Annotated in this window: 26 protein-coding genes and 2 tRNA genes; 11 read left to right on the forward strand and 17 right to left on the reverse strand. The window is 70.1% G+C overall.

What is annotated here, in order from left to right; all coding sequences use genetic code 11:
* Positions 1–388 precede the first annotated feature (388 nt).
* From BUB57_RS14855 to BUB57_RS14900, 10 genes are read right to left on the reverse strand one after another with little or no spacing between them, the layout of a single operon-like run.
* Entirely contained in the window at positions 389–1,789 is a 1,401-nt protein-coding gene (locus BUB57_RS14855) for a glycosyltransferase (RefSeq protein ID WP_073068437.1), read from the reverse strand.
* A complete protein-coding gene (locus BUB57_RS14860; RefSeq protein ID WP_073068439.1) occupies positions 1,786–2,346 on the reverse strand; it encodes a hypothetical protein in 561 nt (186 codons plus the stop codon). The genes BUB57_RS14855 and BUB57_RS14860 overlap by 4 nt, the downstream gene beginning before the upstream one ends.
* 9 nt (positions 2,347–2,355) lie before the next feature.
* Positions 2,356–3,090, reverse strand: a complete 735-nt coding sequence (gene flgH / locus BUB57_RS14865) for a flagellar basal body L-ring protein FlgH (RefSeq protein WP_073068441.1) — start codon at positions 3,088–3,090, stop codon at positions 2,356–2,358.
* Positions 3,091–3,101: 11 nt separating this feature from the next.
* Positions 3,102–3,512, reverse strand: a complete 411-nt coding sequence (gene flgA, locus BUB57_RS14870) for a flagellar basal body P-ring formation chaperone FlgA (RefSeq protein ID WP_073068444.1) — start codon at positions 3,510–3,512, stop codon at positions 3,102–3,104.
* Complete coding sequence (gene flgG, locus BUB57_RS14875) at positions 3,512–4,297, reverse strand: flagellar basal-body rod protein FlgG (protein WP_073068446.1); 786 nt, start codon at positions 4,295–4,297, stop codon at positions 3,512–3,514. The genes flgA and flgG overlap by 1 nt, the downstream gene beginning before the upstream one ends.
* Before the next feature lie 11 nt (positions 4,298–4,308).
* Positions 4,309–5,022 carry a flagellar hook-basal body complex protein gene (locus BUB57_RS14880; protein WP_073068448.1) on the reverse strand — a complete coding sequence of 238 codons (714 nt, stop codon included), beginning with the start codon at positions 5,020–5,022 and terminating at the stop codon, positions 4,309–4,311.
* Between the two features lie 3 nt (positions 5,023–5,025).
* The gene (locus BUB57_RS14885; RefSeq protein ID WP_073068450.1) at positions 5,026–5,292 is read right to left on the reverse strand and encodes a flagellar biosynthetic protein FliQ; all 267 of its coding nucleotides are present in this window, start codon (positions 5,290–5,292) and stop codon (positions 5,026–5,028) included.
* Entirely contained in the window at positions 5,292–5,603 is a 312-nt protein-coding gene (locus BUB57_RS14890; protein WP_073068452.1) for a flagellar hook-basal body complex protein FliE, read from the reverse strand. The genes BUB57_RS14885 and BUB57_RS14890 overlap by 1 nt, the downstream gene beginning before the upstream one ends.
* Before the next feature lie 10 nt (positions 5,604–5,613).
* Positions 5,614–6,003 (reverse strand): flagellar basal body rod protein FlgC, encoded by a 390-nt coding sequence (gene flgC / locus BUB57_RS14895; RefSeq protein ID WP_073068454.1) that lies wholly within the window; start codon positions 6,001–6,003, stop codon positions 5,614–5,616.
* Between the two features lie 2 nt (positions 6,004–6,005).
* A complete protein-coding gene (locus BUB57_RS14900) occupies positions 6,006–6,383 on the reverse strand; it encodes a FlgB family protein (RefSeq protein ID WP_073068457.1) in 378 nt (125 codons plus the stop codon).
* A gap of 104 nt (positions 6,384–6,487) precedes the next feature.
* Here BUB57_RS14900 and BUB57_RS14905 point away from each other — a divergent pair, with 104 nt between their 5' ends.
* Positions 6,488–7,810 carry a FliI/YscN family ATPase gene (locus BUB57_RS14905; RefSeq protein ID WP_073068459.1) on the forward strand — a complete coding sequence of 441 codons (1,323 nt, stop codon included), beginning with the start codon at positions 6,488–6,490 and terminating at the stop codon, positions 7,808–7,810.
* A 129-nt stretch (positions 7,811–7,939) separates the two neighbouring features.
* A complete protein-coding gene (locus BUB57_RS14910) occupies positions 7,940–8,674 on the forward strand; it encodes a Crp/Fnr family transcriptional regulator (protein ID WP_234952103.1) in 735 nt (244 codons plus the stop codon).
* 214 nt (positions 8,675–8,888) lie between these two features.
* On the opposite strand, the gene BUB57_RS16355 is transcribed toward BUB57_RS14910, so the two are convergent.
* On the reverse strand, positions 8,889–10,091 hold the full coding sequence (locus BUB57_RS16355) for an extensin-like domain-containing protein (protein ID WP_234952104.1): 1,203 nt from the start codon (positions 10,089–10,091) through the stop codon (positions 8,889–8,891).
* Positions 10,092–10,314: 223 nt separating this feature from the next.
* Positions 10,315–11,583, reverse strand: coding sequence for a L,D-transpeptidase family protein (locus BUB57_RS14920; RefSeq protein ID WP_084732205.1), 1,269 nt, complete (start codon positions 11,581–11,583; stop codon positions 10,315–10,317).
* 201 nt (positions 11,584–11,784) lie between these two features.
* On the opposite strand from BUB57_RS14920, the gene BUB57_RS14925 reads away from it, so the two are divergent.
* The gene (locus tag BUB57_RS14925; protein ID WP_073068463.1) at positions 11,785–12,582 is read left to right on the forward strand and encodes an oxepin-CoA hydrolase, alternative type; all 798 of its coding nucleotides are present in this window, start codon (positions 11,785–11,787) and stop codon (positions 12,580–12,582) included.
* Between the two features lie 9 nt (positions 12,583–12,591).
* On the opposite strand, the gene BUB57_RS14930 is transcribed toward BUB57_RS14925, so the two are convergent.
* On the reverse strand, positions 12,592–13,305 hold the full coding sequence (locus BUB57_RS14930; RefSeq protein ID WP_159435580.1) for a GntR family transcriptional regulator: 714 nt from the start codon (positions 13,303–13,305) through the stop codon (positions 12,592–12,594).
* Positions 13,306–13,692: 387 nt separating this feature from the next.
* Between BUB57_RS14930 and BUB57_RS14935 the strand changes: the two genes are divergently transcribed.
* The 6 genes from BUB57_RS14935 (at position 13,693) to BUB57_RS14960 (ending at position 20,105) form a co-directional block, all read left to right on the forward strand.
* The gene (locus BUB57_RS14935; protein WP_084732196.1) at positions 13,693–14,931 is read left to right on the forward strand and encodes an MFS transporter; all 1,239 of its coding nucleotides are present in this window, start codon (positions 13,693–13,695) and stop codon (positions 14,929–14,931) included.
* A 96-nt stretch (positions 14,932–15,027) separates the two neighbouring features.
* Positions 15,028–16,434 (forward strand): allantoinase PuuE, encoded by a 1,407-nt coding sequence (gene puuE, locus BUB57_RS14940; RefSeq protein ID WP_073068469.1) that lies wholly within the window; start codon positions 15,028–15,030, stop codon positions 16,432–16,434.
* Positions 16,435–16,687: 253 nt separating this feature from the next.
* Positions 16,688–17,605 carry a bifunctional allantoicase/(S)-ureidoglycine aminohydrolase gene (locus BUB57_RS14945; protein ID WP_084732197.1) on the forward strand — a complete coding sequence of 306 codons (918 nt, stop codon included), beginning with the start codon at positions 16,688–16,690 and terminating at the stop codon, positions 17,603–17,605.
* 150 nt (positions 17,606–17,755) lie between these two features.
* Entirely contained in the window at positions 17,756–18,394 is a 639-nt protein-coding gene (locus tag BUB57_RS14950; protein WP_073068471.1) for a ribonuclease HII, read from the forward strand.
* A 90-nt stretch (positions 18,395–18,484) separates the two neighbouring features.
* On the forward strand, positions 18,485–19,612 hold the full coding sequence (locus tag BUB57_RS14955; RefSeq protein ID WP_073068474.1) for a site-specific DNA-methyltransferase: 1,128 nt from the start codon (positions 18,485–18,487) through the stop codon (positions 19,610–19,612).
* Between the two features lie 408 nt (positions 19,613–20,020).
* A tRNA-Leu gene (locus tag BUB57_RS14960) sits at positions 20,021–20,105 on the forward strand.
* Between the two features lie 199 nt (positions 20,106–20,304).
* On the opposite strand, the gene BUB57_RS14965 is transcribed toward BUB57_RS14960, so the two are convergent.
* Together BUB57_RS14965 and BUB57_RS14970 are read right to left on the reverse strand one after the other, a co-directional pair.
* Positions 20,305–21,513, reverse strand: coding sequence for a dipeptidase (locus BUB57_RS14965; RefSeq protein WP_073068476.1), 1,209 nt, complete (start codon positions 21,511–21,513; stop codon positions 20,305–20,307).
* Between the two features lie 4 nt (positions 21,514–21,517).
* Complete coding sequence (locus BUB57_RS14970; protein ID WP_073068545.1) at positions 21,518–23,356, reverse strand: M3 family oligoendopeptidase; 1,839 nt, start codon at positions 23,354–23,356, stop codon at positions 21,518–21,520.
* Between the two features lie 383 nt (positions 23,357–23,739).
* On the opposite strand from BUB57_RS14970, the gene BUB57_RS14975 reads away from it, so the two are divergent.
* Both BUB57_RS14975 and BUB57_RS14980 read left to right on the forward strand, forming a co-directional pair.
* Complete coding sequence (locus tag BUB57_RS14975) at positions 23,740–25,023, forward strand: O-acetylhomoserine aminocarboxypropyltransferase/cysteine synthase family protein (protein WP_073068478.1); 1,284 nt, start codon at positions 23,740–23,742, stop codon at positions 25,021–25,023.
* A 278-nt stretch (positions 25,024–25,301) separates the two neighbouring features.
* Positions 25,302–25,637, forward strand: coding sequence for a hypothetical protein (locus BUB57_RS14980; RefSeq protein ID WP_143159749.1), 336 nt, complete (start codon positions 25,302–25,304; stop codon positions 25,635–25,637).
* Positions 25,638–25,723: 86 nt separating this feature from the next.
* Here BUB57_RS14980 and BUB57_RS14985 read toward each other — a convergent pair.
* Both BUB57_RS14985 and BUB57_RS14990 read right to left on the reverse strand, forming a co-directional pair.
* Positions 25,724–25,799, reverse strand: a tRNA-Ala gene (locus BUB57_RS14985).
* A 182-nt stretch (positions 25,800–25,981) separates the two neighbouring features.
* Positions 25,982–26,296: an FYDLN acid domain-containing protein gene (locus BUB57_RS14990; RefSeq protein ID WP_073068481.1), complete on the reverse strand. Its 315-nt coding sequence runs from the start codon at positions 26,294–26,296 to the stop codon at positions 25,982–25,984.
* Positions 26,297–26,315: the final 19 nt, after the last annotated feature.

Below are 26,315 nucleotides of genomic sequence, written 5' to 3' on the forward strand. Positions count from 1 at the left end.
TCCGTCACCTAGGCGTCTTTGAGCGGTTGTCCGGGAGTTGCCGGGCGGTCGGAAAGGGGGCCCTGTCTTCAGTCGGTGGACGGTCTGGCGGGCTTGGGCGGAAACCGGCGGCCCGGAGTAGCCGGACAGATCGCCTCTTCCTCTCGAGCCGAGCTGTTCCGTGCCGCTCATGTGTGCCGGCTGGAATGCCTCGCGGCACCGGTCACCACCAGGCCGTCCGGCTGGCGGTGCGCGACGAGGAACGCTGCGCCTCCTGCCCGCGCGATCCGGCAGGCGTGGACAGCACCGCTGGCGGGTAGCCGTGAAGGTTATCCCCTCCGACAGTTCGCCCTGTTCCGCGTCAACCCCGCGCAGCAGTTGCAAAGGCTTGGCGCTGGACCTTCCGACGTCAGGCGTCGGATGTGCCCCGCCGAATGTGGCCGGCAATTGCCATGCGCCGCGAGCCTGCGCCGGTTGTCGCGCGCCCAGCCAACCGTCCTGCCGCTGCGGCTGCCAGCAATGCGGCCGTGCCCAGGCGGGTCTGGCGGTAGACCCCGATCCGCGCCAGCTCTGCGGCGGCGCTCGGGCCGGGGGCTTCGAGGCTGCGGGCGAACCGTTCCAGCAGGGCCGCGTTTTCCGGCGTCAGCAGCGATTTCACCCCCGCCAGCGCCCGGATGTTGCGGCGCAGCCACTCCCCGAAATCGCCCGAACCCAGCCGGGTCAGCCGGGTCAGCATCGCCGGAAGGGTGTCGTTGCGCCCCACCGCATTGCCGCCGTGCTGGCGGTAAAGCACGGTCTGCGCCGGGTCGCGGATCACCAGCCCGCCGGCGCCGGCGATCAGCAGATAGCTCCACCAGTCATGCGCCACCACGCCGGCTGCGGCTGCGTGATCGCGCCCCTGCCGCAGCAGCGCCGCGCCGGCCGGGTCGATCAGCATCGTGTTGCCCGGCGTGCAGGATTGCACCAGGGCATTGCGGAACCCGGGCGGTCGCGCATAGCGCGGCGCCCCCCGGATCGGGCGCAGATCCACGTTGCAGATCGTGGTGCGGGCGACATGGAGAACGGCGGGGGGCTGCGGACATCCATGCGGGGCGACTGGAGCGCGAGCCTGTGCCGCTCCGGCCTGTGCGTCGGGCCAGGATAGGACGTGGCGCTGCGCCCGACCCAGGCGAGTGCCCGGACAGACCGCCCCCGGAGGCGGATTGCCGGGCCCTGCGCCGTCACCCCCTCCGCCTCTCGCAAGGAGCCGGGCGGTTGATTGCGCTCCATTTGGGTCGGGGTGAGAGTGGGAGTCGCGCACAGGCCGGTCACCCGACCACGGAACGTCATCCCGGGCCCCGTTCGGCTGAATCATGTTGGCCGCTGTAGCTGTCACTCCCACCACCTCCGGTTGCGCGGGATGTGGCACCCCGGGCATAGATGGGTCGCCGCCGCCGCCCCGTGCGGCCGAGAGTGCGGCGAGGCCCCGGGCCAGCCGGTCGGGCAGCCACAGATCGTCCTGGTCGCACCAGGCGACGGCTTCTCCGGGCGCCACCGCATCCAGCAGCGACAGGAAGTTGCGGGTGGCGCCTTGGCGGGGACCGTCGCGAAGCTCGATGTCGCGGTCGGGATGGGCGGCGGCAAAGCGGCGCAGGAGCTCGCGCGTCGCGTCGGTGGAGCCGTCGTCCGAGACCACCAGCCGCCAGTCCCGGCAGCTTTGCGCCAGGATGCTGTCCAGCTGCGCGGCCAGGAACCGCTCGCCCTGATAGGTGGCCAGCAGGATGACGACCGGGGGCGGCCGGCTGGTGGCTTGCCTGGGTAGGGCGGTCATCGCTCTTGCCGGGCGATGTCGCCGATCAGGATCTCGCCGATCCGGGGCACGATGGTCCGGGCGGTCGCGGTCAGCTCGGCGCGCAGCTTTCGCAGATGCGCCTCGGTGGTGAAATTGCCGTCGAACCCGCCGGTGTTGGCGTGGATCAGCAGCTGGCGCAGCAGCGCGTCGCGCAGCTTGATCTCATGGGCATAGACCTCTTCGCTGGCGGTTTCGGGCATCTCGACCGACAGCGACAGGATCATCGTGCTGTCCAGATGGCCGCCGTGCATCACCGGCACGAAGAATTGCTGCGGGAACTTGAACCAGGCCGTCGCCGCTGCCGCATCGGCCTTGCCGGGTTCTGCCGGCCGGGGCGGGGCTGCCGCGGGTGGAGGGGGTATGGCGTTGTCTGCCGCAATCGGCTCGACCCCCGGCAGCTCGTCCGCCGGCAGGGCAGCCTGCGGGTCGGGCGCAGCGATGCCGGCCGCGGTCGTGCCGCGCAGCAAGTCGCCGCCCACCGCCCCCGCCACCAGGGCCAGGACGCTCAGCAGCACCGGCAGGAGCTTTCTCAGCATGGCAGCTCCTTAATAAGGCAGGATGATATCGGCGAGCTGCTGGCCATAGCGCGGCTGCTGCACGTCGCTGATCTGGCCGCGGCCGCCATAGCTGATGCGGGCGCCGGCGATGCGGTCATAGGCGATCTCGTTGTCACGGCTGACATCCGAGGGGCGCACGAAGCCCGAGACGGTCAGTTCGCGCAGCTCGTAGTTCACCCGCACCTCCTGCGAGCCCTGCACGTGCAGCACCCCGTTCGGCAGCGTGTCGATTACCGTGGCCGCCACCCGCAGCGTCAGCTTGTCGCGCCGCGAGATGCTGCCCGAGCCATTGAAGGTCGAGCCGCCCTTGGCCGAAGCCAGATTGGCGGCGCTGGCGCCCTCGGGCAGGATCTCGTCGAGCTTCTGCAGAAGCCCCATCAGCTGCGGCACGCCCACGCTTTCCGAAGCGCTGCGCGAGCGGCCCGAGCTGTTCTGGATCTCGGCCTTGTCGTCGATCTCGATCACCACGGTCAGGATGTCGCCGCGGGTGCGGGCGCGGCGGTCGCCGACCAGCGACATCGGCTGGCCCGACCACAGCGACGCCGCCCCGCCGGGCGCGGCCGGCCCCATTGGCATCGGGTGGACCGGCTGCGACATCGCCTCGAACTCGGTGCCGGCGTGGGGGGCGCTCATGGTCGGGGTGCGGCCGACCTCGGCCACCCGGCCGCAGGCGGCCAGCGTCAGCGCCAGCGACAGCGCGGTGACGGCGGTTCTGGTGTTCATGCGCGAATCCTTCAGCGCTGGGCGACGGACAGGGTGCCGTCGGGGTTGATGCGGGCGCTGAGCGTCGCCCGCGAGGCAAGGTTCATCACGCGGATCACGTCGCCGGCGCTGCCGGCGCCCAGGGCGCGGGCCTCGGTCTCGATCCGCAGCGCGGCGTTGTCATAGGCGAGCGTCACGATCTGGTTGCGGTTGACCAGCGTCGGCGTGGTCAGTTGCGCGGCGGTGATCGGGCGGCCCTGATAGACTGCGCTGCGCAGCTGCTGGCCGATGGCCTGCTCGGCGCTGAGGCCATTGCCGCCCGCGGCCGGGGCGATGATGTCGGCGGCGGTCAGCACCGTGCCGGCGGGCAGGACGCGGGCCGCGACCAGCCCGTCGGCCAGCGCCGCACCGGGCAGAAGCGCCAGCAGGAACAGCATCCGCATCACCGCACCTGCACCGTTGCGCCCAGCATCTGGTCGGCGGCGGTGATCACCTTGGAGTTGAGCTCATAGCCGCGCTGGGCCTTGATCAGCTCGGTGATCTCGCGCACCGGATCGACGGTGCTTTCTTCCAGGTAATGCTGGCGCAGCGTGCCCAGCCCCTGTTCGCCCGGGTTGCCGACCAGCGGCGCCCCCGAGGCGGTGGTTTCCAGAAACAGGTTCGAGCCGATCGCCTCGAGCCCCTTTTCGTTGACGAACCCGGCCAGGGTGATCTGGCCGAGGTTCTGCGGCTCGATCTGGTCGTCGAAATAGGCGAAGACCTCGCCCGCGGCGCTGATCGAGAGGCTGCGGGTTTCCTGGGGGATGGTGATGCCCGGGGCCAGCGGATAGCCGTCCGAGGTCTCGATCTGCCCGTCGGCCGAGCGTTTCAGCCCGCCGTCGCGGGTATAGGCCGAGACCCCCGAGGGCAGCGTCACTTCGAGATAGCCGTGGCCCTCGATGGCGATGTCGAGATCGCCGCCGGTATGGGTGGGCGTGCCCTGCGCCAGCGTCACCGTCACCGCGTTCGGCCGCACCCCCAGCCCCATCTGCACCCCGGCGGGCACCATGGTGCCGTCGGCGGCGGCGATGGTGCCGGGGCGGGTGACCTGCTGATAGGCGAGGTCGGCGAACTCGGCGCGGCGGGCGTTGTAGCCGGTGGTGGACATGTTGGCGAGGTTCTGGGAAATCACCTCGACCCTGGTCTGCTGGGCCGCCATCCCGGTGGCGGCGATCTGCAATGCTCTCATCGGGAAGCCTTTCAGCGGGTGGTTGCGGAGATGACGGAACGGATGCGCTGGTCCTCGCCGTCGAGGAAGGACTGGCCCAGTTCGTAGGCGCGCTGGACCTCGATCATGCGGGCGATTTCCAGCACCGGCTTGACGTTGGATTCTTCAAGGAAACCCTGGCGGACCAGCGGCTCCTCGACCGGCTCGGGGGCCGTGGTGGCAAACAGCGTGCCGCCCTGGTGGCGCAGCCCTGCGCGGTCGGGCTGGTCGAAGACCCCGATCCGCGCGATCGGCAGCCCGTCCGCCGAAATCGTGCCGTCGGGGCCGACGCCCACGCTGCGCGCCCCCGGCGGCAGCGCGATCGGCGCCTGCCCGTCGTCAAGGACGCGGTGGCCGTCGGGGTTGATCAGCTCGCCCTCGTCCGAGGTCATGAAGGCGCCGGCGCGTGTCAGGCGGTTGCCCTGCGGGGTTTCGACCATGAAGAACCCCTCGCGTTCCAGCGCCAGATCGAAGCGGCCGCCGGTCTGGGACAGCGAGGCCGGGGTCAGGTCGACCTCGCGGCCGCGGGCATTGGCCATCGACAGGGTCTCGCCCCCCGGGCCGATGGCGGTCAGATGTTCGGAAAACACCACCCCTTCGCGGCGAAAGCCGGTGGTGGCGCTGTTGGCCATGTTGTTGGCCACGGCGCGCATCTCGTTCATCAGCCCGGACTGGCGGGTCAGCGCGGCATAGATCGCGTTGTCCATGGCCTAGCCCCCCGCGACCAGCGGCAGGATGCTGTCGGAAAAGAACCCGGCCAGCGTCGAGGTCATGAAGCTCATGGTCACCCAGAACACCACCAGCATCAGCCCGACCTTGGGCACGAAGGTCAGGGTCATTTCCTGCACCGAGGTCAGCGCCTGGAACAGGCCGATGGCGACCCCGGTGATCAGCGCCACTGCCAGCAGCGGCGCCGCCATCCGCACCGCGATCCACAGCGCCTGACGGGTCACGTCGAAGATCAGGTTTTCGTCCATCAGACCGGCATCCTCAGGATTTCCTGATACGCCTCGACCACGCGGTCGCGGACGGCGACGGCGGTTTCCAGCGCGATCTGCGCCTCGGCGATGGACTGGACCAGCGCATGGGTGTCGCCCTGGCCCTGCATGGCGCCGATGGCGGCGCTGTCGGCGCGCTCCATCACCGCGGCAAAGTCGCGGGCGGCGGCGGTCAGCCCCTGTCCCTCGGGTGCGGTGCCGGGGGCGGGGGCGGCGGCGGCGCGGGCCTCGGCATAGGCCGAGGCGACGCGGCTGCCCGATTGCAGGGCGGATTGGGTCAGCGAGATCATGGCATCCCTTTCAGCGGCGGATCAGGTCCAGCAGCGCGGCGGACATCTGCCGCGACTGCTCGAACATCTTCAGATTGGCCTCGTAGCTGCGGCTGGCCTCGCGCGCGTCGGCGACCTCGATCACCAGGTCGACGTTCGAGCCGAGGTAATAGCCGTCCGCGCCCGCCATCGGGTGGCCGGGGGCATAGACCTGCGGCAGCTCGGCCCGGTCGTGGCGGGTGCGGCTGGCGCGCACCGTGCCGGTGTCGCGGCCGAAATCGCGGTCAGGCTCAAAGCTGACCAGCTTGCGGCGATAGCCGGGCGTGTCGGCATTGGCGATGTTTTCCGAGATATGGCGCAGCCTGACCCCCTGGGCGCGTAGCCCCGAGGCGGAAATGGCGGTTGCGGAGGTTTCGGACATGGCTACCCCCTGCGTCCCAGGGCGGTGCGCAGCAGCGACAGCCCCGACTGCATCACCGACAGCGACAGGTCGAACTGGCGCTTGGCGTCGGCGGCGCGCAGCATCTCGCCCTCGATCGAGACCGAGTTGCCGTTGGGCGAAAGCTCGCCCCCCGCATCCCGCACCCCGGCAGTGCTGCCCCAGCCGGCGGCCGCGACGTGGCCGGGCCGGGTGGCTTTCAGCCGCGTGGGCGCACGGTCGGGGTCGAAATCCCGCAGGTCGCGGGCGCGATAGCCGGGGGTGTCGGCATTGGCGACATTGGTCGCGATCACCCGCTGGCGATTCGCGGCATGGGCACCCAGCTCTCGCGCCATCCGCATGGTGTCGATCCGATCTAGCAAAACAGGGTCCTCCTCGGGCCGCGATAAACCCGGTCTTAACCCCCAGAGGTTTATAAACCGTTTCGAGCCCAAAGATTTTCGGGCCGGAATCGACGGGAAAACGCATGGACAGGATCGAATCGACCGCCGAACGCATCAGAAAGCTGCGAATCGGGCGCTATTTCGGGCGAGTGGCGGCGATTCGCGCCGGGGTGGTCGAGGTGGGCGGGCTGAATCATTTCGCCTCGGTCGGCGACCGGGTCGGGTTCCTGAACGGGGCGCTCAGCGGCGAGGTGGTGGGGCTCGACCCCGAACACGCGCTGATCCTGCCCGAGGGGCCGACCGACGGGCTGTCGATCGGGGCGCGGGTCGAGCTGCTGTTCCGCCCCGCCATCGCGCCCTGCGACGGCTGGATCGGGCGCATCGTCGACCCGCTGGGCCGGCCGCTGGACGGGCGGCCGCTGCGTTCGGGGCACGAGGACCGCCGCTATCGCGCGCCCCCGCCGCCCGCGACCGCCCGCAAGCGGCTGGGGGCGCGGCTCGACAGCGGGCTGGCGGTGTTCGACACGCTGCTGCCGATCGTGCGCGGGCAGAGGATCGGGCTGTTCGCGGGCTCGGGCGTGGGGAAATCGACGCTGCTGGGGGCGCTGGCGCGCGGGCTTTCCGCCGATGTGGTGGTGGTCGCGATGGTGGGCGAGCGCGGGCGCGAGGTCCGCGAGTTCGTCGAATCCACCCTTGGCCCCGAGGGGATGGCGCGGGCGGTGGTGGTGGCGGCGACCTCGGACCAGTCGCCCCTGATGCGACGGCGCTGCGCCTGGGCGGCGATGGCGGTGGCCGAGCATTTCCGTGACCACGGCCGCCACGTGCTGTTCCTGGCCGATTCCATCACCCGCTTTGCCGAGGCGCATCGCGAGATCGCGCTGGCCTCGGGCGAGGCCGCCAGTAACCGCGGCTTTCCGCCCTCGACCGCGCAGGCGATCATGGCGCTGGCCGAACGTTCGGGCCCGGGGGCCGAGGGCACGGGCGACATCACCGGGGTGTTCAGCGTGCTGGTCGCGGGCTCGGACATGGAGGAACCCGTCGCCGACATCCTGCGCGGGGTGCTCGACGGGCATGTGGTGCTGGACCGCGCCATCGCCGAGCGCGGGCGGTTTCCGGCGGTGGATGTGCTGCGCTCGGTCTCCCGCTCGCTGCCGGGGGCGGCAAGTGCGGCGGAAAACGCCCTGATCGCGCGGGCGCGGGCGGCGCTGGGGCTTTATGCGGACTCCGAGTTGATGATCAAGGCGGGGCTTTATGCGCCGGGCAGCGATCCCCGGCTGGACGAGGCGGTGCGGCTGTATCCGGCGCTGGACGGGTTCGTCGCCCGCAGCTCGGACAGCGCCGCGCACAGCTTTGCGATGCTCGAGGATGCGCTTTCGCTGCGTTTGCAACCGGGGCGTGTGACATGAGGGCGCGGGGCGCCTGGCTGGTGCGGCTGTTCCTTCGCATCCGCCTGATTTATGTTAATATGTTGGAACACGACTTGCATCCAGACAAAATGCTGGACATTCAATCGGTTGCTTTGGCGGACCGAGGTTATGATGGCGCTGACCGAATACTTCATCCGATATCTGCAGCGCCGCGACGAGCTGGGCGCCGCCGATCTGGCCATCCTGCGCGCGATTCCCACGGAAACCCGGCAGTTCCAGAACGGGCAGACGATCGTCGCGCCGGGCCCCGACAAGAGCCACAGCTGCCTGGTGCTGGACGGCATGGCCGGGCGGTTGCACACCATGCCCGCGCGCGTGCCCCGCCCGGTGATCACCGCGCTTTACCTGCCCGGCGATTTCATGGACCTGCACAACTTCGTGCTGGCCGAGGTGGACGACCGGCTGGTGGCCTTCGGCCCGGCGCGGGTCGAGTTCGTGCATCATCGCCATCTGCGCGACCTGACCGAGAACCACCCGCATCTGACGCGGCTGCTGTGGATGGCGACGGCGATCGACGCGGCGGTGCACCGGCAGTGGCTGGCCGCGGCCAACACCCTGCGGTCCTCGGCGCATCTCGCGCATCTTGTATGCGAGATCTACACGCGGCAGGCGGTGGTGGGGGCGGCCAGCGACTATCGGATGACGCTGCCGCTGCTGCAGCGAGAGCTTGCGATCCTGCTGGGGTATTCCTCGATCCACGTGAACCGGGCGGTCCGCGACCTGCGCGACCGCAAGCTGCTGCGCTGGGTCGGGACCGAGATCGAGATCCTCGACTGGCCCGAGCTGGCGCGGCTGGCGCATTTCAGCGCCGACTATCTGGATCTGGAACGGCGGCGGCGCTAGGCCGCGCATCGCCGGCGCTGCACGGTCGATGAGAACGACGGGCCGGGAGCTCCGCGGCAACTTCTCGTCGCGGGTTGCGACGTTGAGGAAATGCGCGATGAAGCTCCCGATCGGCCAGGCAGGTGTGGGGAGGCGCTGCAACTTCTCATCCATCGGCCGCGACCTTGCGGAAGGGTGCGATGGGGCTCCCGCTCAGGGGTTCGCGACCCGGGCGCTACTGGCACAGGCGAAAACCGCTGTCCCGCGCCTTGATGTCCAGATGCAGGTGGTCGTCGTGGGCGGCGTTGCTGCCGGGGCCGAGCACGGTCGCGAAATACAGGCAGGCCGCCGCCTGCACCGCGTTCTGGAACGCCATCTCGATGCCGCCGCGGTCGCCGCGCGGCGCGATCTCCAGCCGGGTGCCGTCGTCGAAACCGAAGCCCGCGATGTCCACCGCATTGCCGAGCGCATGTTCGGAAACCGTCGCCGTCGAGGCCCCGCCCACCACCCCGCGGCAGGCGTAGGAGGTCCCGAGCGCGACCGAGGTGATCCGCGGGCTGCCCTCGAGCCGCCGCGCCGCCGGGATCACCGCCTCGCGCATCCACAGCGCCAGGCTGCGCGCGGTGTCGCAGCGCATCACGGCCGGGATGTCCAGCGCCAGCCCGGGCTGGAGGGCACGCACCTCGACCGGCCGGTCGATGCCGCAATCGCGGTTGTCGGGGTCGGCGACGGGCGCGGCCTTTGCCGCCTCGACCCCCAGCAGCCGCAGCCCCAGCCGGCAGGCGGCATGATCGAAATCGCTTTCCCGCAGGGTCTGGTGCAGCGGCGGGGCATCGGGGGGCGGAGGCTCTGGCGCGGGAAGGATGTCGGCCTCCGGCGGGGCAGCGGCGGTTTCTGGCGTGGGGTCGGTTTCCTCTGTTGCCGGTTGCGCCGGGGTCTGCTGCGCGGGGGCAGGCGGGCTGTCCGGTCGAGGTTCGGGGCGGCTGGGGGCAGGCTGCGGCAGCGCAGAATCGATAGCCGCCGCGTCGCCCGGGCGGGGCGCGGGCAGCAGGGCGGCATCGGGAGGCGGAGGCTCTGGCCCCGGCCTGACGTCGGCATCCGGCGGGGCAGGGGCGGCATCTGGTGTGGGGTCGGTTTCGTCCGCTGCCGGTTGCCCCGGGGTCTGCTGGGAAGGTGGGTTGCCCGGTCGGGGCTCGGGACGGCTGGAGGCTGGCTGCAGCGCGGAATCGACAGCCGCCGCCTCGCCCGGGCGGGGCGCGGGGTATTCGGCCTCGGCCGCGGGCCCGGCCTGTGCGGGCGCGAGAGGTTCGGCCTCGGCTGTCGGCCCGGCCTGCCCGGGCGCGGGTGCGGGAGGTTCAGCCTCGGCCGCCGGTCCGGCCTGCGTGGGCGGGCGGGTGATCGGTTGCGACAGCAACGGCGTGGGGACCGCCAGTGTCACCGCCAGTGCGGCTGCGATGCAGAGTCTGCGGCCCCGGGCGGGGCGCGGTCCCATGACGTGTCGCGCCCGCCCGGTCATCAGCTCGCGGCCGGCAGTGCAGCAGCAGGCAGGGCCGATGCGGGAGACTCCGGCAGCGCCAGCGCCGGCGCGGCCGCCAGCAAAATTCCCGCTGCCGGTTTGCAGCCCTGGCCCCCGCCGCGGGCGTTGGGGGCCGTGCTACGCATCAGTTGGCGACCGGCTGCGCGGTCTCCTGCGCCGCCGCCGTTCCCGTGGCCTGGTTCAGCGCCGCTGCCAGCGGGTCGGCGGCTGCCGAGACCGCCGGTCCCGGCAGCCGCCGGGCCACCGGCCGCGTGGCCGGGATGGGGGCCGGAAGCAGCGCGGCCTCGGCGGCATTTGCCGTGCCGCCGTCCGTCACAGCGCCCATCACAGGGTCCGTCACAGCGCCTGCCGCCACAGCTGGCATCGGCGTCGGCTCGACCGGCTTCGTCACCTCGGCGATGCTGACCCCGGGGTCGAGGAAATCGACGATGGTCTGCCCGGGGACCACCATCCTGGCCAGCTCCTGCGCGTCCCAGTTGGTCAGCCGCACGCAGCCGTTGCTCTGGTTCACGAACAGCCGCGAAGGCGTGGCGGTGCCGTGGATGCCGTAGGTCGGCTTGCTCAGGTCGATCCACACATTGCCCACCGGCCCGTTCGGCCCCGGCGGAATCCGCAGCACCTTGTCGTTCTCGCCCTGCTTGAAGTTGATGTTGGGGTTGTAGGTATAGTCGGGGTCGATCACCGCCGCCTCGACCAGATGCGAGCCGTGGGGCGAGGGCGTCGCGGCCGAGCCGACCGTGGCCGGATAATCCACCACCAGCCGCCCGGTCGCGTCATAGGCGGCGACCCGGCCGCTGGCCTTGTCCACGATGATCCGCAGCACCTTCTCGCGGCTGGGCTTGGCGGGGACGGTGATGTTGATCGTTTCGCCCGCAACGAAGCGCGCGGAGGGGTTCAGCTGCGCCAGGAAGCGTTCGTCCATGTGAAAGCGCTCGGCCAGTCTTTCCTGCACCGAGGTGTAGCCCATCGACGCCATCTTGGCCTTTTCGGCGTAGTCGGTGGGGATGGCGTCGACCAACCCATGCGCGTCCTGTTCGGTGATGGTGTAATGGCCGGTCAGCGGCGCGGTCGCGTGCTGTTCCAGCAGCGCCCAGACATGCGGGTCCAGCCGCCCGTCCTGCGCCAGCCCGTGCTTGCGCTCGAATGCGCGGATGGCGCTTTCGCTCATCCCGCCGCGGAACCCGTCCACCACGCCCGGGGAAATCCCGGCCCGGTCCAGCAGGATCTGCAGCTTGGCGGTCAGCGCCGACTGTCCCGGCGGCAGGTCGCCCGCGCCGGGATAGCTGGCGGACTCGATGTCGGCGGGGGTCATGTGGACCCGCGCCTCCTGCGCGGAGAGGGGCAGGGCGGTGGCAAGCATCAAGGCGGCGGCAAGCGCGGAAAACGGGCGCATTCGGTCGGGTTCCTTCTGGTCGTCCAGCCCTACCACTCGCAGGACCGCGGCCGCCTGCCAATCCCTGCCGATTCAAGAAAGTTTTATCGCGGGGGCCGACCGCGGCCGCGCCAAGGCAGATGACCTTGCGTCAGCAGGCTTGCCGCGGCGGGGCGCTGCTGGCTTGCTGCCCGGACCACGCCACCGAAAAAGGAACTGCCCATGCCGTTCGAGAACTGCCGGATCATCGACCGGGACACGCATCTGCTTGTGGTCAACGACAACCCGCGCCGCCGCAATGCGCTGACACCGGGGTTCCAGGCGGGGCTGACGCAGGCGCTGGCGCAGGCGGCGGCCGAGCCGCGGATCGGGGCGGTGGTGGTGACCGGCGCCGAGGGGTTCTTCTGCGCCGGCGGCGATCTGGAGATGCTGCTGGGCGCGCAGACCATGGACGAGCCCGCCCGCCGCGCCGCGATCGAGGCATTGCAGCGGCTGATCGGGGCGGTGCTCGACTGCCCGCGCCCGGTGATCGCGGCGGTCGAAGGCGGCGCGGCCGGGGCCGGCCTGTCGCTGGCGCTGGCCTGCGATCTGGTGGTGGCGGCGCGGGATGCGCAATTCGCTGCCTCTTACGTCAATGCCGGGCTGGTGCCGGACGGGGGGCTGACCGGCAGCCTGTCGGCGGCGCTGCCCCCGGCGCTGGCGGCCGAGCTTTGCCTGCTGGGCCGCCCCGTCGCCGCCCCCCGCCTGCTGGATCTGGGCGCGATCAACGCGGTGACCGATCCCGGCGCGGCGCTGGAGGAAGCCGAGGCGCTGGCCGCGCGGCTGGCCCATGGCCCGGCGCAGGCGCAGGCCTCGATCAAGGCGCTGCTGACCGGGGCGCGGCGCGCGCTGATGCAGGGGCAGCTGCAGGCCGAGGTGGCGCCGATGGCGCAGGCGCTGGCATCGGCCGAGGCGGCCGAGGGGATCGCCGCGTTCCTGGGCAAGCGCGCCAGCGATTTCCGGGCGCTGCGCAAGGGTTAGGGGCAGGCGTTATCCGCGGCGGGCGGGCGCGGCCAGCGTCACCCCGTCGCCCGCGCGCGACAGATCCATGCGGAACTCGGGCGCGAAGCTGTGCTGGGTCCAGATGAGCGGGCGCGCGCCCACCCACAGCGTGGTTTCCTGCACCAGCAGCGGCGCCTCGGGCAGGCAGCGCAGCATCTGGTCGGCCCCGACCTCGCCGGCTGCGCGCGCCGAGACCAGCCGCTCGATCAGGGTCAGGGCGGTGTTGTGGGCCAGCCATTCGTTCGCGGTCACCGTGCGCAGCAGGTCGTCGGTCAGCTGCGGCAGCGCCGCGGAATCGATCCAGCGCCGCTCGGCGCAGAACAGCCGCCCGTCGCAGTAAAGCAGCGTGCGCAATTCGCGCAGGTCGGCGGGGTCGCTGCGGAACAGCCGCTCGGCCGGCTCGCCCGGCGCTTGCGGCGGCACCGGGCAGGGCAGCGAGCCGAGATAGCGGAAGTCGAAGCGCCAGCCGCGTTCCTCGATCATGTCGCGGATCACCGGCAGGCTGGCCCGCTCGGGCTCGGGCTCCAGCCCCAGCACCACCCGGGTGCCGACCCGGCGTCGCCGTTCCAGCACCCCGCGCTCGGCCAGCGAGGTCAGGGCGCGGTTGACGGTGGCGCGGGCGCTGCCGAATTCGGCGGCGAATTGTTGTTCGGTTGGTATCAGGGTTCCGGGCGGATAGGTGCCGTTGCTGATCCGGTCCATGATCACGCCGCGGATCCCCGCCCAGGTGACAACAGAGCGGCCCGATCCTGCCGGTCCCATAGGTATTGCCACTGACCGCGTAAAATTCGTCATGTTGTTCCGATCCTTGCGCGATGGATCATAGGGCGGCGGCCCCGCGATCGAAACATGACAATAAAGACTGGTCCGCATCCGGTCCTGCCCTGGGCCGGGCGCCCGCACGCCGCGCGCAGCCCTCGCCGGACCGCAGGCCGCGCGCGGACCGGCCCCGCATCGGCCCCGCCGCGGGGTTGACTCGCCCTGACCGCCGCGTCCTCTTGTCGCGGGAACGCCCCCCGCGACGGGGGCTGAGTCGCCGCCTCTGCCGAACGGGTCCGAGGCGGGCTGGGACGCGAGGAAAGGGGCAGCATGTCGACCGGGAACTTCTCCAGCATGGCTGCGCCCCCGCCCCCCCGGACTGCCGCGCCCGCCGCGCCTTCGGCCGCGCGCACCGCCTGGCCGGTGCTGATCGCGATCAGCCTGTGCCACATGGTCAACGACATCCTGCAGTCGCTGCTGTCGGCGATCTACCCGCTGCTCAAGGACGAGTTCTCGCTGAGCTATGCGCAGATCGGGCTGATGACCTTCGCGTTCCAGGTCACCGCCTCGCTGCTGCAGCCGGTGGTGGGGATGGTCACCGACCGGCGCCCGATGCCGCGCTCGCTGGCGGTGGGAATGCTGTGCAGCTTTGTCGGCGTGCTGACGCTGGCGCAGGCGGGCAGCTATGCGATGCTGCTGACCGGGGCGATGCTGATCGGGCTGGGCTCGTCGATCTTCCACCCCGAAAGCTCGCGGGTGGCGCGCACCGCCTCGGGCGGGCGCTTCGGCACCGCGCAGTCGCTGTTCCAGCTGGGCGGCAACGGCGGGCAGGCGCTGGGGCCGCTGCTGGCGGCGTTCCTGGTGGTGCCGCTGGGCCGCCCGGTGCTGGGCTGGCTGGGGCTGATCGCGCTGGCCGGCGCAGGCGTGCTGTGGCAGGTCGGCCGCTGGGCCGAGGGCCGCCGCAAGGCCGGGGCGCTGCGCCATGTCGAGGGGCCGCCTCTGGCGCGCGGGCGCATCGTGATGGCGATCACCGTGCTGGCGGTGCTGTCGATGACCAAGGCCTTCTACATGGCCAGCCTGACCAGCTATTACACCTTCTTCCTGATCGACAAGTTCGAGATGAGCGCGCAGGGCGCCCAGATCATGCTGTTCCTGCTGCTGTTCGGCGCGGCAGCCGGCGTGATGCTGGGCGGCATCGCCGGGGACCGCATCGGCACCCGGCGGGTGATCTGGTTCTCGATCCTGGGCGTGCTGCCGTTTTCGCTGCTGATGCCGCATGTCGGGCTGGCGGCGACAGCGGTGCTGACGGTGCTGGTGGGGGGCATCATGGCCTCGGCCGCGCCGGCGATCGTGGTGTTCGCGCAGGAACTGGTGCCCGGCCGCACCGGGCTGATCGCGGGGCTGTTCTTCGGCTTTGCCTTCGGCATGGGCGGCATCGCCGCGGCGGTGCTGGGGCAGGTGGCCGACGCGCAGGGGATCCGCTTCGTGTTCCTGATCTGCTCGGTGCTGCCGGCGCTGGGGCTGCTGACCGCCTTCCTGCCGAAAGAGCGCGAGCTGGTGCGGCTCTGACCGCTTGCCGCCTGCCGGAAATCCGCCGCCCGGCCACTGGACAAGCCGGGCCACGCGCCCGACCCTGCACGCCGCAGGACGAAGGAGGAACCGCCGATGATGCGCTACAGCCGCGACATGCGAGGCTACGGGGAAAACCCGCCCGATCCGCGCTGGCCCGGCGGCGCGCGCATCGCGGTGCAGATCGTCGTCAACTACGAAGAGGGCGGCGAGAACTCGATCGAGCACGGCGATGCGGCGTCCGAGGCGTTCCTGTCCGAGATCACCGGCGCCCAGCCCTGGCCGGGGCAGCGGCACTGGAACATGGAAACCATCTATGACTACGGCGCGCGGGCCGGGTTCTGGCGGCTCTACCGGCTGCTTTCGGGCCTGCCGGTCACCTGCTACGGCGTCGCCACCGCCCTGGCGCGCAGCCCGGAACAGACAAGCGCCATGGTCGAAGCCGGCTGGGAAATGGCCACCCACGGGCTGAAATGGATCGACTACAAGGACGTCCCGCGCGAGGTCGAGGCCGAGCACATCGCCCGCGCCGTCGCCCTGCACACGCAGGTGACAGGTTCGCGCCCGCTGGGATTCTACCAGGGCCGCGCCTCGATGAACACGGTGGCCCTGGGCTGCGAAGAGGGCGGGTTTGAATATCTGGCGGATTCCTATGCCGATGAACTGCCCTATTGGCATGTGCATCAGGGGCGCCCGCAGCTGATCGTGCCCTATACGCTGGACGCCAACGACATGCGCTTTGCCAGCGGCGGTTTCGGCACCGGCGAGGATTTCTTTGCCTATCTGCGCGACAGCTTCGACTGCCTGTGGCGCGAAGGGGGCGAGGGGCGGGCGCGGATGCTATCGGTCGGGCTGCATTGCCGGCTGGCCGGCCGCCCGGGCCGGGCCGAGGGGCTGAAGCGTTTCCTCGACCACATGCGCGCGCATGAGGGCGTCTGGTTCGCGACACGGCTCGACATCGCGCGCCACTGGGCGGCCGAGCATCCGTATCGCGCCGCCGAGCGGCCCTCGACGCTGGACCGCAGCCCCTTCGTGGACCGCTTCGGCAGCATCTATGAACATTCCCCCTGGGTCGCGGAACGCTGCTGGGATGGCGAGCTCGGCGCCGCCCATGACAGCGCCGCAGGTCTCGCCGCCGCCATGGCGCAGCTGTTCCGCGCGGCCAGCGATGATGAGCGGCTGGCGGTGCTGTGCGCCCACCCGGACCTCGCCGGCAAGCTGGCGGCGGCGAAGCGCCTGACGGCAGAGTCGACCGCCGAGCAGGCCAGCGCCGGGCTCGACGCGCTGACCGACGCCGAGCGCGCCGAGTTCACCCGCCTGAACGAAGCTTACGTCGCCCGCCACGGCTTCCCCTTCATCATCGCGGTGCGCGACCACGACAAGCCCGGGATCATGGCGGCCATGGCCCGGCGGCTGCAGAACGACAGCGCCACCGAACGCGCCGAGGCCGAGCGGCAGGTGATGCGCATCGCGGAACTGCGGCTGAAAGCGGCGCTGGAGTAAGGGGGGCGCTGCCCCCGGCCCGTCCCGGGCCTCCCCCGGGATATTTGGGTGATGAAGAATGGGGGCGAGCGTCCTTGATGTGGAAATATCTTCGGGGCTTTCGCGCGTTCGGAGGCGGATCAGGAAACCGACCACAAGGCTGTTTTCCTGCCGGATGGGCCGGTGGACCGTTTCCGGCGAGCAAGGCCGCGGCAATGGTTGGGGGCAGGCAGCCCCAAGCCCGTCCGCGAGACAGGAATGAGAGAGTGAGCAGATGATCGACGAGACCACCCCGCGGGGCGACCCCGCCCCGATCCCCGGCGAAGATGCCCCGGCGCCGGTGCCGACGCCCTATGCCGGCCCCGTGGCCGGGCTGCCGCCGCAGACCGGGCTGACCACCGACACCGCGGTGTTCACCGACGCCTATGCGGTGATTCCGCGCAGTGTCATGCGCGACATCGTGACCAGCTTCCTGCCCGGCTGGACCGGGATGCGCATGTGGATGCTCGCCCGGCCGCTGTCGGGGTTTGCCGAGACCTTCAGCCAGTATGTGGTCGAGCTGGCCGAGGGCGGCGGCTGCGACACCCCCGAGGACGACCCGGAAATCCAGTCCGCGATTTTCGTCACCGGGGGAGAGCTGGACGTGACCATCGCCGGCGTCACCCACCGGCTGGTCCCCGGCGGCTTTGCCTATGTGCCCCCCGGCACCGACTGGTCGCTGCGCAACGCCACCCCCGGTAATGCCGGTTTCCACTGGTGGCGCAAGCGCTGGCAGCCGGCGGCCGGGGTGACGCCCCCCGATCCGATCATCGCGCAGGAACAGGACATCGCGCCCTCGCCCATGCCCGATACCGAGGGCGCCTGGGCCACCACCCGCTTCATGGACCCGGCCGACCTGCGCCACGACATGCATATCACCCTGGTCACCTTCCAGCCCGGCGGCTCGATCCCCTTTGCCGAAACTCATGTGATGGAACACGGGCTGTTCGTGCTGGAGGGCAAGGCGGTCTATCGCCTGAACCGCGACTGGGTCGAGGTGGGGCCGGGCGATTTCATGTGGCTGCGCGCCTTCTGCCCGCAGGCCTGCTATGCCGGCGGGCCGGGGCGGTTCCGCTATCTGCTCTACAAGGACGTGAACCGGCACGCGCCGCTGTGGTTCGGCACCCACGGCTCGGGCCGGGCAGGGGGCTAGGGCGGTCCTCGGCGGCGCCTCGCAGGGGTATTTTTACCAGAAAGAAGCGGCAGGGACTTCTTTCTGGTAAAAATACCCCTGCGGCCGCGCGCGACGCAAGCACGGCGCGGCAGTCTGGCGGCGGCGGCGGTCGCGGGGTAAAGGGGCGGCATGAAACCCGCCCGTCCCAACCTTGCCCACGAACGCGCCTGCATGGCCGAGGGCGCGCTTCTGGTCTGCGGCGTCGATGAGGTCGGGCGCGGGCCGCTGGCCGGGCCGGTGACGGCGGCGGCGGTGATCCTGCCGGCGCGCGGCATTCCCCGCGGGCTCGACGATTCCAAGAAACTGTCCGCGGCCGAGCGCGAGCGGCTGGCCGCCCGGATCATGGCCTGCGCCGACTGGGCCGTGGCCCATGCCAGCGTCGCGGAGATCGCGCAGCTCAACATCTATCACGCGAGCCATCTGGCGATGTGCCGGGCGGTGGCGGCGCTGAAATCGCGCCCCTGCGTGGTGCTGGTGGACGGCAACCGCATCCCGGCGCAGCTGGGGCTGCCCGCCCGCGCGATCGTCGGCGGCGATGCGCAAAGCCTGTCGATCGCGGCGGCCTCGATCGTCGCCAAGGTGGTGCGCGACCGGATCATGGTGGATTTGGCGCAACAGCACCCCGGCTATGGCTGGGACCGGAACATGGGTTATCCGACCCGGACCCATCGCCGGGCGCTGGCGGAACTGGGTCCGACCCCGCTCCATAGGATGGGATTTGCGGCGATCCACAAGATCTTGTGTCCAGCCGAAAACTCAACCGACTGATTCAAAATAAGAATTGACGCCGAATCACCTGTGACTCATCTTGGGCGCAACAGATGAGCGGTACCGAACGCCGCCGGGTTGAGAGCAGAGATGACCACGACACACGCCAAGCCGCGCGGCACCGCGCGCATCGAATCCGCATTGCCGATCAACAGCATCCTTGCCGGTGACTGTATCGAGGTGATGAACTCCCTGCCCGAGGGCTCGGTCGATCTGATCTTCGCCGACCCGCCCTATAACCTGCAGCTGCGCGGCGATCTGCACCGGCCCGACAACAGCCGGGTGGATGCGGTGGACGACGCCTGGGACCAGTTCGGCAGCTTTGCCGCCTATGACCGCTTCACGCAGAACTGGCTGGCGGCGGCGCGCCGGCTGCTGAAACCGAACGGCGCGATCTGGGTGATCGGCAGCTATCACAACATCTTCCGCGTCGGCGCCGAGCTGCAGAACCAGGGGTTCTGGATCCTCAACGACGTGGTCTGGCGCAAGTCGAACCCGATGCCGAACTTCCGCGGCAAGCGCCTGACCAACGCGCATGAGACGCTGATCTGGGCCTCCAAGACCGAGGGCGCCAAATACACCTTCAACTACGAGGCGCTGAAAAGCCTGAACGAGGGCATCCAGATGCGTTCGGACTGGACGCTGCCGATCTGCACCGGGGGCGAGCGGCTGAAGGACGCCGAGGGTGCCAAGGCGCACCCGACCCAGAAGCCCGAAAGCCTGCTGCACCGGGTGCTGGTGGGCACGACCAACCCCGGCGACGTGGTGCTGGACCCGTTCTTCGGCACCGGCACCACCGGCGCGGTCGCCAAGATGCTGGGCCGCGACTGGATCGGGATCGAGCGCGAGGCCGCCTACCGCGAGGTGGCCGAGCGCCGCCTGTCCCGCGTCCGCCGCCTGGACGCCAGCGCGCTGGCCACCACCACCGGCAAGCGTGCGGAACCTCGCGTCCCCTTCGGCCAGGTGGTCGAGCGCGGGATGCTGCGCCCGGGAGAGGAGCTGGTCTCGGTCAACACCCGCCACACCGCGCGGGTGCGCGCCGACGGCTCGCTGATCGGGCGCGACGTGCGCGGCTCGATCCACCAGGTCGGCGCCGCGCTGGAAGGGGCGCCCTCGTGCAACGGCTGGACCTATTGGCATTTCCGCCGCGACGGGCAGATGATCCCGATCGACATCCTGCGTCAGCAGATCCGGGCCGAGCTGGCAGAGGCCCGCTGACCCCAGTTTCGCCGGTGTCCCGCGCCGCCGCCCTGGCGGTCACGGGACGCGACTTGCCCCGCCTGGCCCGGCCTGGCGGGGTCTTTTCGTTCCGGAAACGCTGCTCTGGCCTGTGCCTCTCGGCGCCCGCCGCTCCGCCCCGGCATATCTCTTCCTTGGGAAAAATATCCCCGCCGGAGGCAGGACCGGGCGTCAGCCCGGGCCTTGTGCCATCTGGTGCGGACGGGACTCGAACCCGCACCGACTGCTGCCACAGGGAGTTCAAGTTTTGCGAAAGGCCCCAACGCCGGCATTTGCGGGCTTCTCGGGGTCCCTTGGGGCGCTGGCTCCACGTCACAGTCCGGGTCACAGATAACCGGCGTCCCGGATTGCGCAGGGGCGGCGGATCACATATCCCCGGAAACAGGCGCGGGCGTGATGGAATGGTAGACATTCGAGACTTAAAATCTCGTGGCCTCGTGCCGTGCGGGTTCGAGTCCCGCCGCCCGCACCAAGCCCCCGCAGGCGTTCCGTCGGCGCCCGATCAGGTCCGTGATCGGGCTTAGCGATGGCAGCATCCCCATCGCGATGTGGTTGAGGCGCAGCTTCATGTCCGCGTAGGAGGCGCCCGCCGCCTCGGCCAGCAGATGGACACAGAGGCGGTTCCGCCCGGTTTGCTTGTGGGGCACGAGGGACCGCTCGCGGTGCCGCCCTTAACCCCGCGGCAAGGTCTCGCGCAGATAGCGCATCATGTTGCCGCCCATGACCTTGGCGATCTGCTCCTCGCTCAGCCCGGCGTCCAGCAGCGAATGGGTCAGCGCCGGCAGGCCGGCGGCGTCGAAGGGCACCCCGACCGAGCCGTCCCAGTCCGACCCCAGCGCGACGTGATCCTCGCCCAGCAGCTCGATGGCGGCGGCGATGGTGGCGGCGATGCCGGCGGGGCTGTCGTTGCAGGTGACATCCGCCCAGAAGCCGATGCCGACGATGCCGCCCTTGTCGGCGATCTGCCGCAGCAGCGCGTCGTCGAGGTTGCGCGGGGTGTTGCAGAGCCCGTGCACCCCGGTGTGGCTGAGCATCGGTTTCGCGCCCGGCACCGCCAGCACCTCGCGCACCACCTGCGGCGAGGCATGGGCGAGGTCGATCACCAGCTGCCGGGCGACCAGTTCCGCGACCACCTCGCGGCCGAAATCACTCAGCCCGGCCTGCGACTGCCCGTGCAACGAACCGCCGAGCTCGTTGTCGAAGAAATGCGTGATCCCGAAGATGCGATAGCCCGCGCCCTCCATCACCGGCAGGTTGGCGAGGTTGCCTTCCAGCGGATGCGCGCCCTCCATCGCCAGGATCGCACCGATGACGCGGCTGCCCGCCGCACGCTCGGCCAGCAGCGCGGTCAGGTCGTCGGCGCTGCGGATCAGCCGCAGCCGGTCGGGGTGCGTATCGGCCAGCCGGGCCAGGCGGCGCGACTGGTCCAGCGCGCGTTCCTTGAGGCTGAACCAGCTTTGCACCGGGCGCAGCTGGCCGATGACCAGCGGCGTGATGTTGTCGGGCGCATCAGTGGCGTTTTCGCCGTAGTTCTGGCCGCGCGGGCTTTTCGTCACCGCGCTGAACACCTGCACCGCGACATTGCCGCGGTCGAGCCGGGGCAGGTCCACGTGGCCCTCGGGGCGCTCGACCGACAGGTCGCGGTCCCACAGCAGCGGGTCGGCGTGCAGATCGCCGATCACCAGCCGCCGGTGCAGCGCCAGCGCCGCGTCCGACACCGGCCAGTCGGCGCGGGCGGTCACGGGGTTCAGCCGGTCGGCGACCAGCCGCGGGCCGAACACCGCCACCGCTGCCAGCGCCAGCAGGGTGACCCCCGCCAGCCCCAGCAGGATGCGGCGCAGGCGCCGGGGCCGCTGGCGGCGGAACGGGTCGCGAGCCACCCGCTTAACCCTCCATCGCTTCGAGCTGGTCGATGAAGCCCTCGATCATCGACAGCCCCTTGTCCCAGAACGCCGGGTCCGAGGCGTCCAGCCCGAAGGGGGCCAGCAGTTCCGCATGGTGGCGAGAGCCGCCGGACTTGAGCAGGTCGAAATACTTGGCCGGGAAGCCCTCGGGCTGCGCCTCGTAGGCGGCGTAGAGCGCGTTCACCAGCCCGTCGCCGAAGGCATAGGCATAGACGTAGAAGGGCGAGTGCACGAAATGCGGCACATAGGACCAGAAGCTCTCGTATCCCGGCATGAACTCGAAGGCGTCGCCCAGCGATTCATGCTGCACCTGCATCCAGATCGCGTTGATGTCGTCGGGGGTCAGCTCGCCCTCGGCGCGGGCCGCGTGCAGGCGACATTCGAAATCGTAGAAGGCGATCTGGCGCACGACCGTGTTGATCATGTCCTCGACCTTGCCGGCCAGCAGCGCCTTGCGCTCGGCCTGGTCGGTGGTGCGGGAGAGCAGGGCGCGGAAGGTCAGCATCTCGCCAAACACCGATGCGGTTTCGGCCAGCGTCAGCGGCGTCGCGGCCAGCAGCTCGCCCTGTCCGGCTGCCAGCCGCTGGTGGACGCCATGGCCGAGTTCGTGCGCGAGCGTCATCACGTCGCGCGGCTTGCCCAGATAGTTCAGCAGCACATAGGGATGCGCGTCGGTGACCGTGGGGTGCGCGAAGGCGCCCGGCGACTTGCCGGGCTTCACGCCCGCGTCGATCCAGCCGCGGTCGAAGAACGGCTCGGCCAGACGCGCCAGTTCCGGGTCGAAGCCGGCATAGGCATCGAGCACCGTGGCGCGGGCCTCGGCCCAAGGCACCAGCCGGTCGGGTTCCTGCGGCAGCGGCGCATTGCGGTCCCAGACTTGCAGCTTGTCCAGCCCCAGCCAGCGCGCCTTGAGCCGGTAGTAGCGATGCGACATCCGCGGATAGGCGGCCACCACCGCATCGCGCAGCGCAGCCACCACCTCGGGCTCGACATGGTTCGACAGATGCCGGGCGGTCTGCGGAGTGGGCATCTTGCGCCACTTGTCCTCGATCGCCTTTTCCTTGGCGAGCGTGTTGTGGATGCGCGAAAACAGCTTGATGTTGTCGCCGAACACCTGCGCCAGCGCCCGCGCACCGGCTTCGCGCCGGGCGCGGTCGTGGTCGGTCAGCAGGTTCAGCGTGGCTTCCAGCCCCAGCACCTCGCCCTCGACGTCAAAGGTCAGGGCGGCGGTGGTTTCGTCGAACAGCCGGTTCCAGGCGGCCGCCCCCACCACGGAATTGTCGTGCAGGAACTTTTCCAGCTCGTCCGACAGCTGATAGGGGCGCATGGCGCGCATCCGGTCGAACACCGGCTTGTAGCGCGAGGGGCCGCAGGGGGTGCTGAACACCTGTTCGTAGATCTCGTCGGGGATGCGGTTGAACTCGAGGCTGAAGAACACCAGCGGCGTGGTCATGTCGGTGATGCGGGCCTGCAGGTCGCCCAGCATCTTGGCGCGGCCGGCATCGGTGGTGTTCTGGTAATAGCGCAAGCCGGCATAGGACATGATCCGCCCGGCGATCAGGTCGATCTGCTGATAGCGTTCCACGCACTCCAGCATCTCGGCCGGGGTCAGCGCGGCCAGCCGGCCTTCGTAGTCGGCGGCGAAGCTGGCGCAGGCGGCGTCCAGCCGTTCGAGGTCACGCGCGAGCTCCGGCGCGTCGGGGGCGGGGTAGAGGTCGCTCAGGTCCCATTCCGGCAGCTCGCCCAGCGGAGCCGCGGCCGCGCCCCCCACACCCTCGGCGTCGCGACAGGGACCGTTGCAGTGGGGCAGGCGGGTCATCGGCATCTCCTCGTGTTCCGTCGGGACGTGTTCCGTCGGGGCAACATCTGTCCTTTCGGGGGCTTGGGTTCAACCCGGCGCGGCGCCGGCCGGCGGAGGCTTGCCCTTGCGTCGCGGCCGGAGCGGGGGGGTTCCAACCCCGCGCCCCGGAGGATATTTGCGGCAAGGTGAAAGGGTTTCCCGATTTTCGGGCCGCGGGGCGAAGGGTGGCAGCCCACGGCGGCGGGGTTCGGGACGGTTGGCGGCCGCGGCGGGGATTTGCCGGGAAAATCCGCAGCCTCGCCAGGTTTGCGCGGTTTTGTCCATTTTGCCCGCGATTGCCAGGGGGCGGCGCGGGGCATAGCCTTGCGCGCGACGAAATGCCCAGTCCAGAGGAATGCGCCATGACCGACAACCCGAGCCCGCAGGGATTTGACACGCTTGCCATTCATGCGGGTGCCGAGCCGGACCCCGCGACCGGGGCGCGGCAGGTGCCGATCTACCAGACCACCGCCTATCAGTTCCGCGATGCCGACCACGCCGCCCGCCTGTTCAGCCTGCAAGAGGTCGGCTACATCTATTCGCGCCTGACCAACCCGACGATTTCCGCGCTGCAGGCCCGGGTCGCGGCGCTGGAGGGGGGTGCGGGCGCGGTCTGCTGTTCCTCGGGTCACGCGGCGCAGATCATGGCGCTGTTCCCGCTGATGGGGCCGGGGCTGAACATCATTGCCTCGTCGCGGCTGTATGGCGGCACCGTCACCCAGTTTTCCCAGACCATCCGCCGCTTTGGCTGGTCCTGCCGCTTCGTCGACCTCGAGGATCTGGACGCCGTGCGCGCCGCCATCGACGACGACACCCGCGCGATCTTCTGCGAATCGATTTCCAACCCCGGCGGCTATGTCACCGACATTCCCGCCATCGCCGCCATCGCGGATGAGGCCGGGATTCCGCTGATCGTGGACAACACGCTGGCCACGCCGTTCCTGTGCCGCCCGATCGAGCAGGGGGCGACGCTGGTGGTCCACAGCCTGACCAAATACCTGACCGGCAACGGCACCGTCATGGGCGGCGCGGTGGTCGATTCCGGCAAGTTCGACTGGTCGGCCTCGGGCAAGTTCCCGTCGCTGTCGGACCCCGAGCCCGCCTATCACGGGCTGCGCTTCCACGAGACCTTCGGTCCGGCCGCCTTCACCTTCCATTCTATCGCCATCGGGCTGCGCGACCTGGGGATGACCATGAACCCGCAGGCCGCCCATTACGTGCTGATGGGGATCGAGACCCTGGGCCTGCGGATGGAGCGCCACGTCGCCAACGCCCGCCGCGTGGCCGAGTGGCTGGAGGCCGACCCGCGCGTGGCCGAGGTCACCTATGCCGGGCTGCAAGGTTCGCCCTGGCATGACCGGGTGCAGCGGCTGTATCCCAAGGGGGCAGGGGCGCTGTTCACCATCCGCCTGAAGGGTGGCTATGACGCCTGCGTGGCGGCGATCGGGCGGCTGCAGATGATCAGCCACGTGGCGAATCTGGGCGACGCGCGCACGCTGGCGATCCATCCGGCGTCGACCACCCACAGCCAGCTGACCGAAGCGCAACAGATCGCTGCGGGCGCCGGCCCGGATCTGGTGCGGCTGTCGATCGGGATCGAGAACCCCGAGGACATCATCGCCGACCTCGACCGCGCCTTGGGCTGAGGCGGGTACCGGGCCGGACCCGGGTGTCGGATGCGAAAAGGGGGCCGCGCCTTGGGTGCGGCCCCTTGCGATTCGTGACGTGGCGTTTCGTCGCAAAGAAGCTTTCGAGCAGCGGCAACCCGCGGCGGTGCGGCGGCGTTCCGCAATTGTTGGTGTGGCCGCAGGTTGCCTGAATCTTCATAACAGGATTAATTACAACTGAGACTCTCGGGCGATATTTGGCGGGCAAGGCTGTGAAAGATTTATTCTTTCCCAGAATATGCATTGTCCTGGCTTTGGTGATTCTGGCCGGAGTTGCCGCGCTGTGGGTATTGCTCGAGGCTATTTTCGTCGGACCGGAACTGGCCGGGATTCCCTTCCCTGATCCGGGGACAGGGGCGGCACTCTACCGCGCGGAACTGCTTGCCCCGCCCGAGTGGCTGCCGACAGCCCTGTCCCGGCTGGATCCCTGGATCTTCGCGCTGGGGCTGCTGGTCGTGCTGCCGGTGCTGCTGAGCCTTGGCATCGACTGGGCCGCCGGCCGCCGCCGCAACACCCCCCGCGCGCCCTTGGACGACATCCCCCGCCTGGACCGCCGCAGCCTGCGCCCCCGCGGCGGCAGGCACCGCCCCTGAGGGACCCGGAAACGCCGCCGGAATGCTCTGGCTCCCCCGGGTGAACTGACCCGGTGACAGGGAATTCTACGCGATGCAGGAAGAATTGGTGGAGCCAAGGGGAGTCGAACCCCTGACCTCTTGAATGCCATTCAAGCGCTCTACCAACTGAGCTATGGCCCCACCGGAGGTCCGGGCTGCGTCTGGCGCCGCCCGCGTGGGGGGTCGTATATGGGGTGTCGCGGCGGGGTGCAAGAGGGAAAATCGCGGTTTCGCTGCAACTGCGAAGATTGTGGCGGAACCGGCTGGCGGAAAAGGAAAAGCCCCCGCAGAGGGGGGCTTTCGTGGCAGGGGGCGCGGGACGCTCAGTCCTCGTCGGGCTCGGCGACATCGGCGATCTCGTCCAGCGAGACATCCGCGTCATCGTCGTCGTCCAGCAGATCGTCGTCCAGCTCGCCCCCGTCGGCGGCATCGTCCAGATCGTCATCGACCACGTCGTCCTGGTCGGCGTCGCGGGCGGTCTTCTCGCTGATCAGGGCGCGGCCGCGCGCCGTCGCCAGGCTTTCGGCCGAAAACTGGGCGTTGCAGACCGGGCAGGTCATCGGGTCGTTGCGCAGGTCATAGAAGCGGCTTCCGCAGCTGGGGCAAAGGCGCTTGGTGCCCCATTCCTCTTTGGGCATGGTGTTCTCTTTTCGCCAA

It is taken from the genome of Paracoccus solventivorans (genome assembly GCF_900142875.1).
In the GTDB taxonomy this organism is placed as follows: Bacteria; Pseudomonadota; Alphaproteobacteria; order Rhodobacterales; family Rhodobacteraceae; genus Paracoccus; species Paracoccus solventivorans.

What these genes read in the sequence shown, in the direction of transcription:
- BUB57_RS14855 (WP_073068437.1), bottom strand. Translation starts at nt 1,789, where the DNA reads ATGACCGCCCTACCCAGGCAAGCCACCAGCCGGCCGCCCCCGGTCGTC.
- BUB57_RS14860 (WP_073068439.1), bottom strand. Translation starts at nt 2,346, where the DNA reads ATGCTGAGAAAGCTCCTGCCGGTGCTGCTGAGCGTCCTGGCCCTGGTG.
- flgH (WP_073068441.1), bottom strand. Translation starts at nt 3,090, where the DNA reads ATGAACACCAGAACCGCCGTCACCGCGCTGTCGCTGGCGCTGACGCTG.
- flgA (WP_073068444.1), bottom strand. Translation starts at nt 3,512, where the DNA reads ATGCGGATGCTGTTCCTGCTGGCGCTTCTGCCCGGTGCGGCGCTGGCC.
- flgG (WP_073068446.1), bottom strand. Translation starts at nt 4,297, where the DNA reads ATGAGAGCATTGCAGATCGCCGCCACCGGGATGGCGGCCCAGCAGACC.
- BUB57_RS14880 (WP_073068448.1), bottom strand. Translation starts at nt 5,022, where the DNA reads ATGGACAACGCGATCTATGCCGCGCTGACCCGCCAGTCCGGGCTGATG.
- BUB57_RS14885 (WP_073068450.1), bottom strand. Translation starts at nt 5,292, where the DNA reads ATGGACGAAAACCTGATCTTCGACGTGACCCGTCAGGCGCTGTGGATC.
- BUB57_RS14890 (WP_073068452.1), bottom strand. Translation starts at nt 5,603, where the DNA reads ATGATCTCGCTGACCCAATCCGCCCTGCAATCGGGCAGCCGCGTCGCC.
- flgC (WP_073068454.1), bottom strand. Translation starts at nt 6,003, where the DNA reads ATGTCCGAAACCTCCGCAACCGCCATTTCCGCCTCGGGGCTACGCGCC.
- BUB57_RS14905 (WP_073068459.1), top strand. Translation starts at nt 6,488, where the DNA reads ATGGACAGGATCGAATCGACCGCCGAACGCATCAGAAAGCTGCGAATC.
- BUB57_RS14910 (WP_234952103.1), top strand. Translation starts at nt 7,940, where the DNA reads ATGATGGCGCTGACCGAATACTTCATCCGATATCTGCAGCGCCGCGAC.
- BUB57_RS14920 (WP_084732205.1), bottom strand. Translation starts at nt 11,583, where the DNA reads ATGCGCCCGTTTTCCGCGCTTGCCGCCGCCTTGATGCTTGCCACCGCC.
- BUB57_RS14925 (WP_073068463.1), top strand. Translation starts at nt 11,785, where the DNA reads ATGCCGTTCGAGAACTGCCGGATCATCGACCGGGACACGCATCTGCTT.
- BUB57_RS14930 (WP_159435580.1), bottom strand. Translation starts at nt 13,305, where the DNA reads ATGGACCGGATCAGCAACGGCACCTATCCGCCCGGAACCCTGATACCA.
- BUB57_RS14935 (WP_084732196.1), top strand. Translation starts at nt 13,693, where the DNA reads ATGTCGACCGGGAACTTCTCCAGCATGGCTGCGCCCCCGCCCCCCCGG.
- puuE (WP_073068469.1), top strand. Translation starts at nt 15,028, where the DNA reads ATGATGCGCTACAGCCGCGACATGCGAGGCTACGGGGAAAACCCGCCC.
- BUB57_RS14945 (WP_084732197.1), top strand. Translation starts at nt 16,688, where the DNA reads ATGATCGACGAGACCACCCCGCGGGGCGACCCCGCCCCGATCCCCGGC.
- BUB57_RS14950 (WP_073068471.1), top strand. Translation starts at nt 17,756, where the DNA reads ATGAAACCCGCCCGTCCCAACCTTGCCCACGAACGCGCCTGCATGGCC.
- BUB57_RS14955 (WP_073068474.1), top strand. Translation starts at nt 18,485, where the DNA reads ATGACCACGACACACGCCAAGCCGCGCGGCACCGCGCGCATCGAATCC.
- BUB57_RS14970 (WP_073068545.1), bottom strand. Translation starts at nt 23,356, where the DNA reads ATGACCCGCCTGCCCCACTGCAACGGTCCCTGTCGCGACGCCGAGGGT.
- BUB57_RS14975 (WP_073068478.1), top strand. Translation starts at nt 23,740, where the DNA reads ATGACCGACAACCCGAGCCCGCAGGGATTTGACACGCTTGCCATTCAT.
- BUB57_RS14990 (WP_073068481.1), bottom strand. Translation starts at nt 26,296, where the DNA reads ATGCCCAAAGAGGAATGGGGCACCAAGCGCCTTTGCCCCAGCTGCGGA.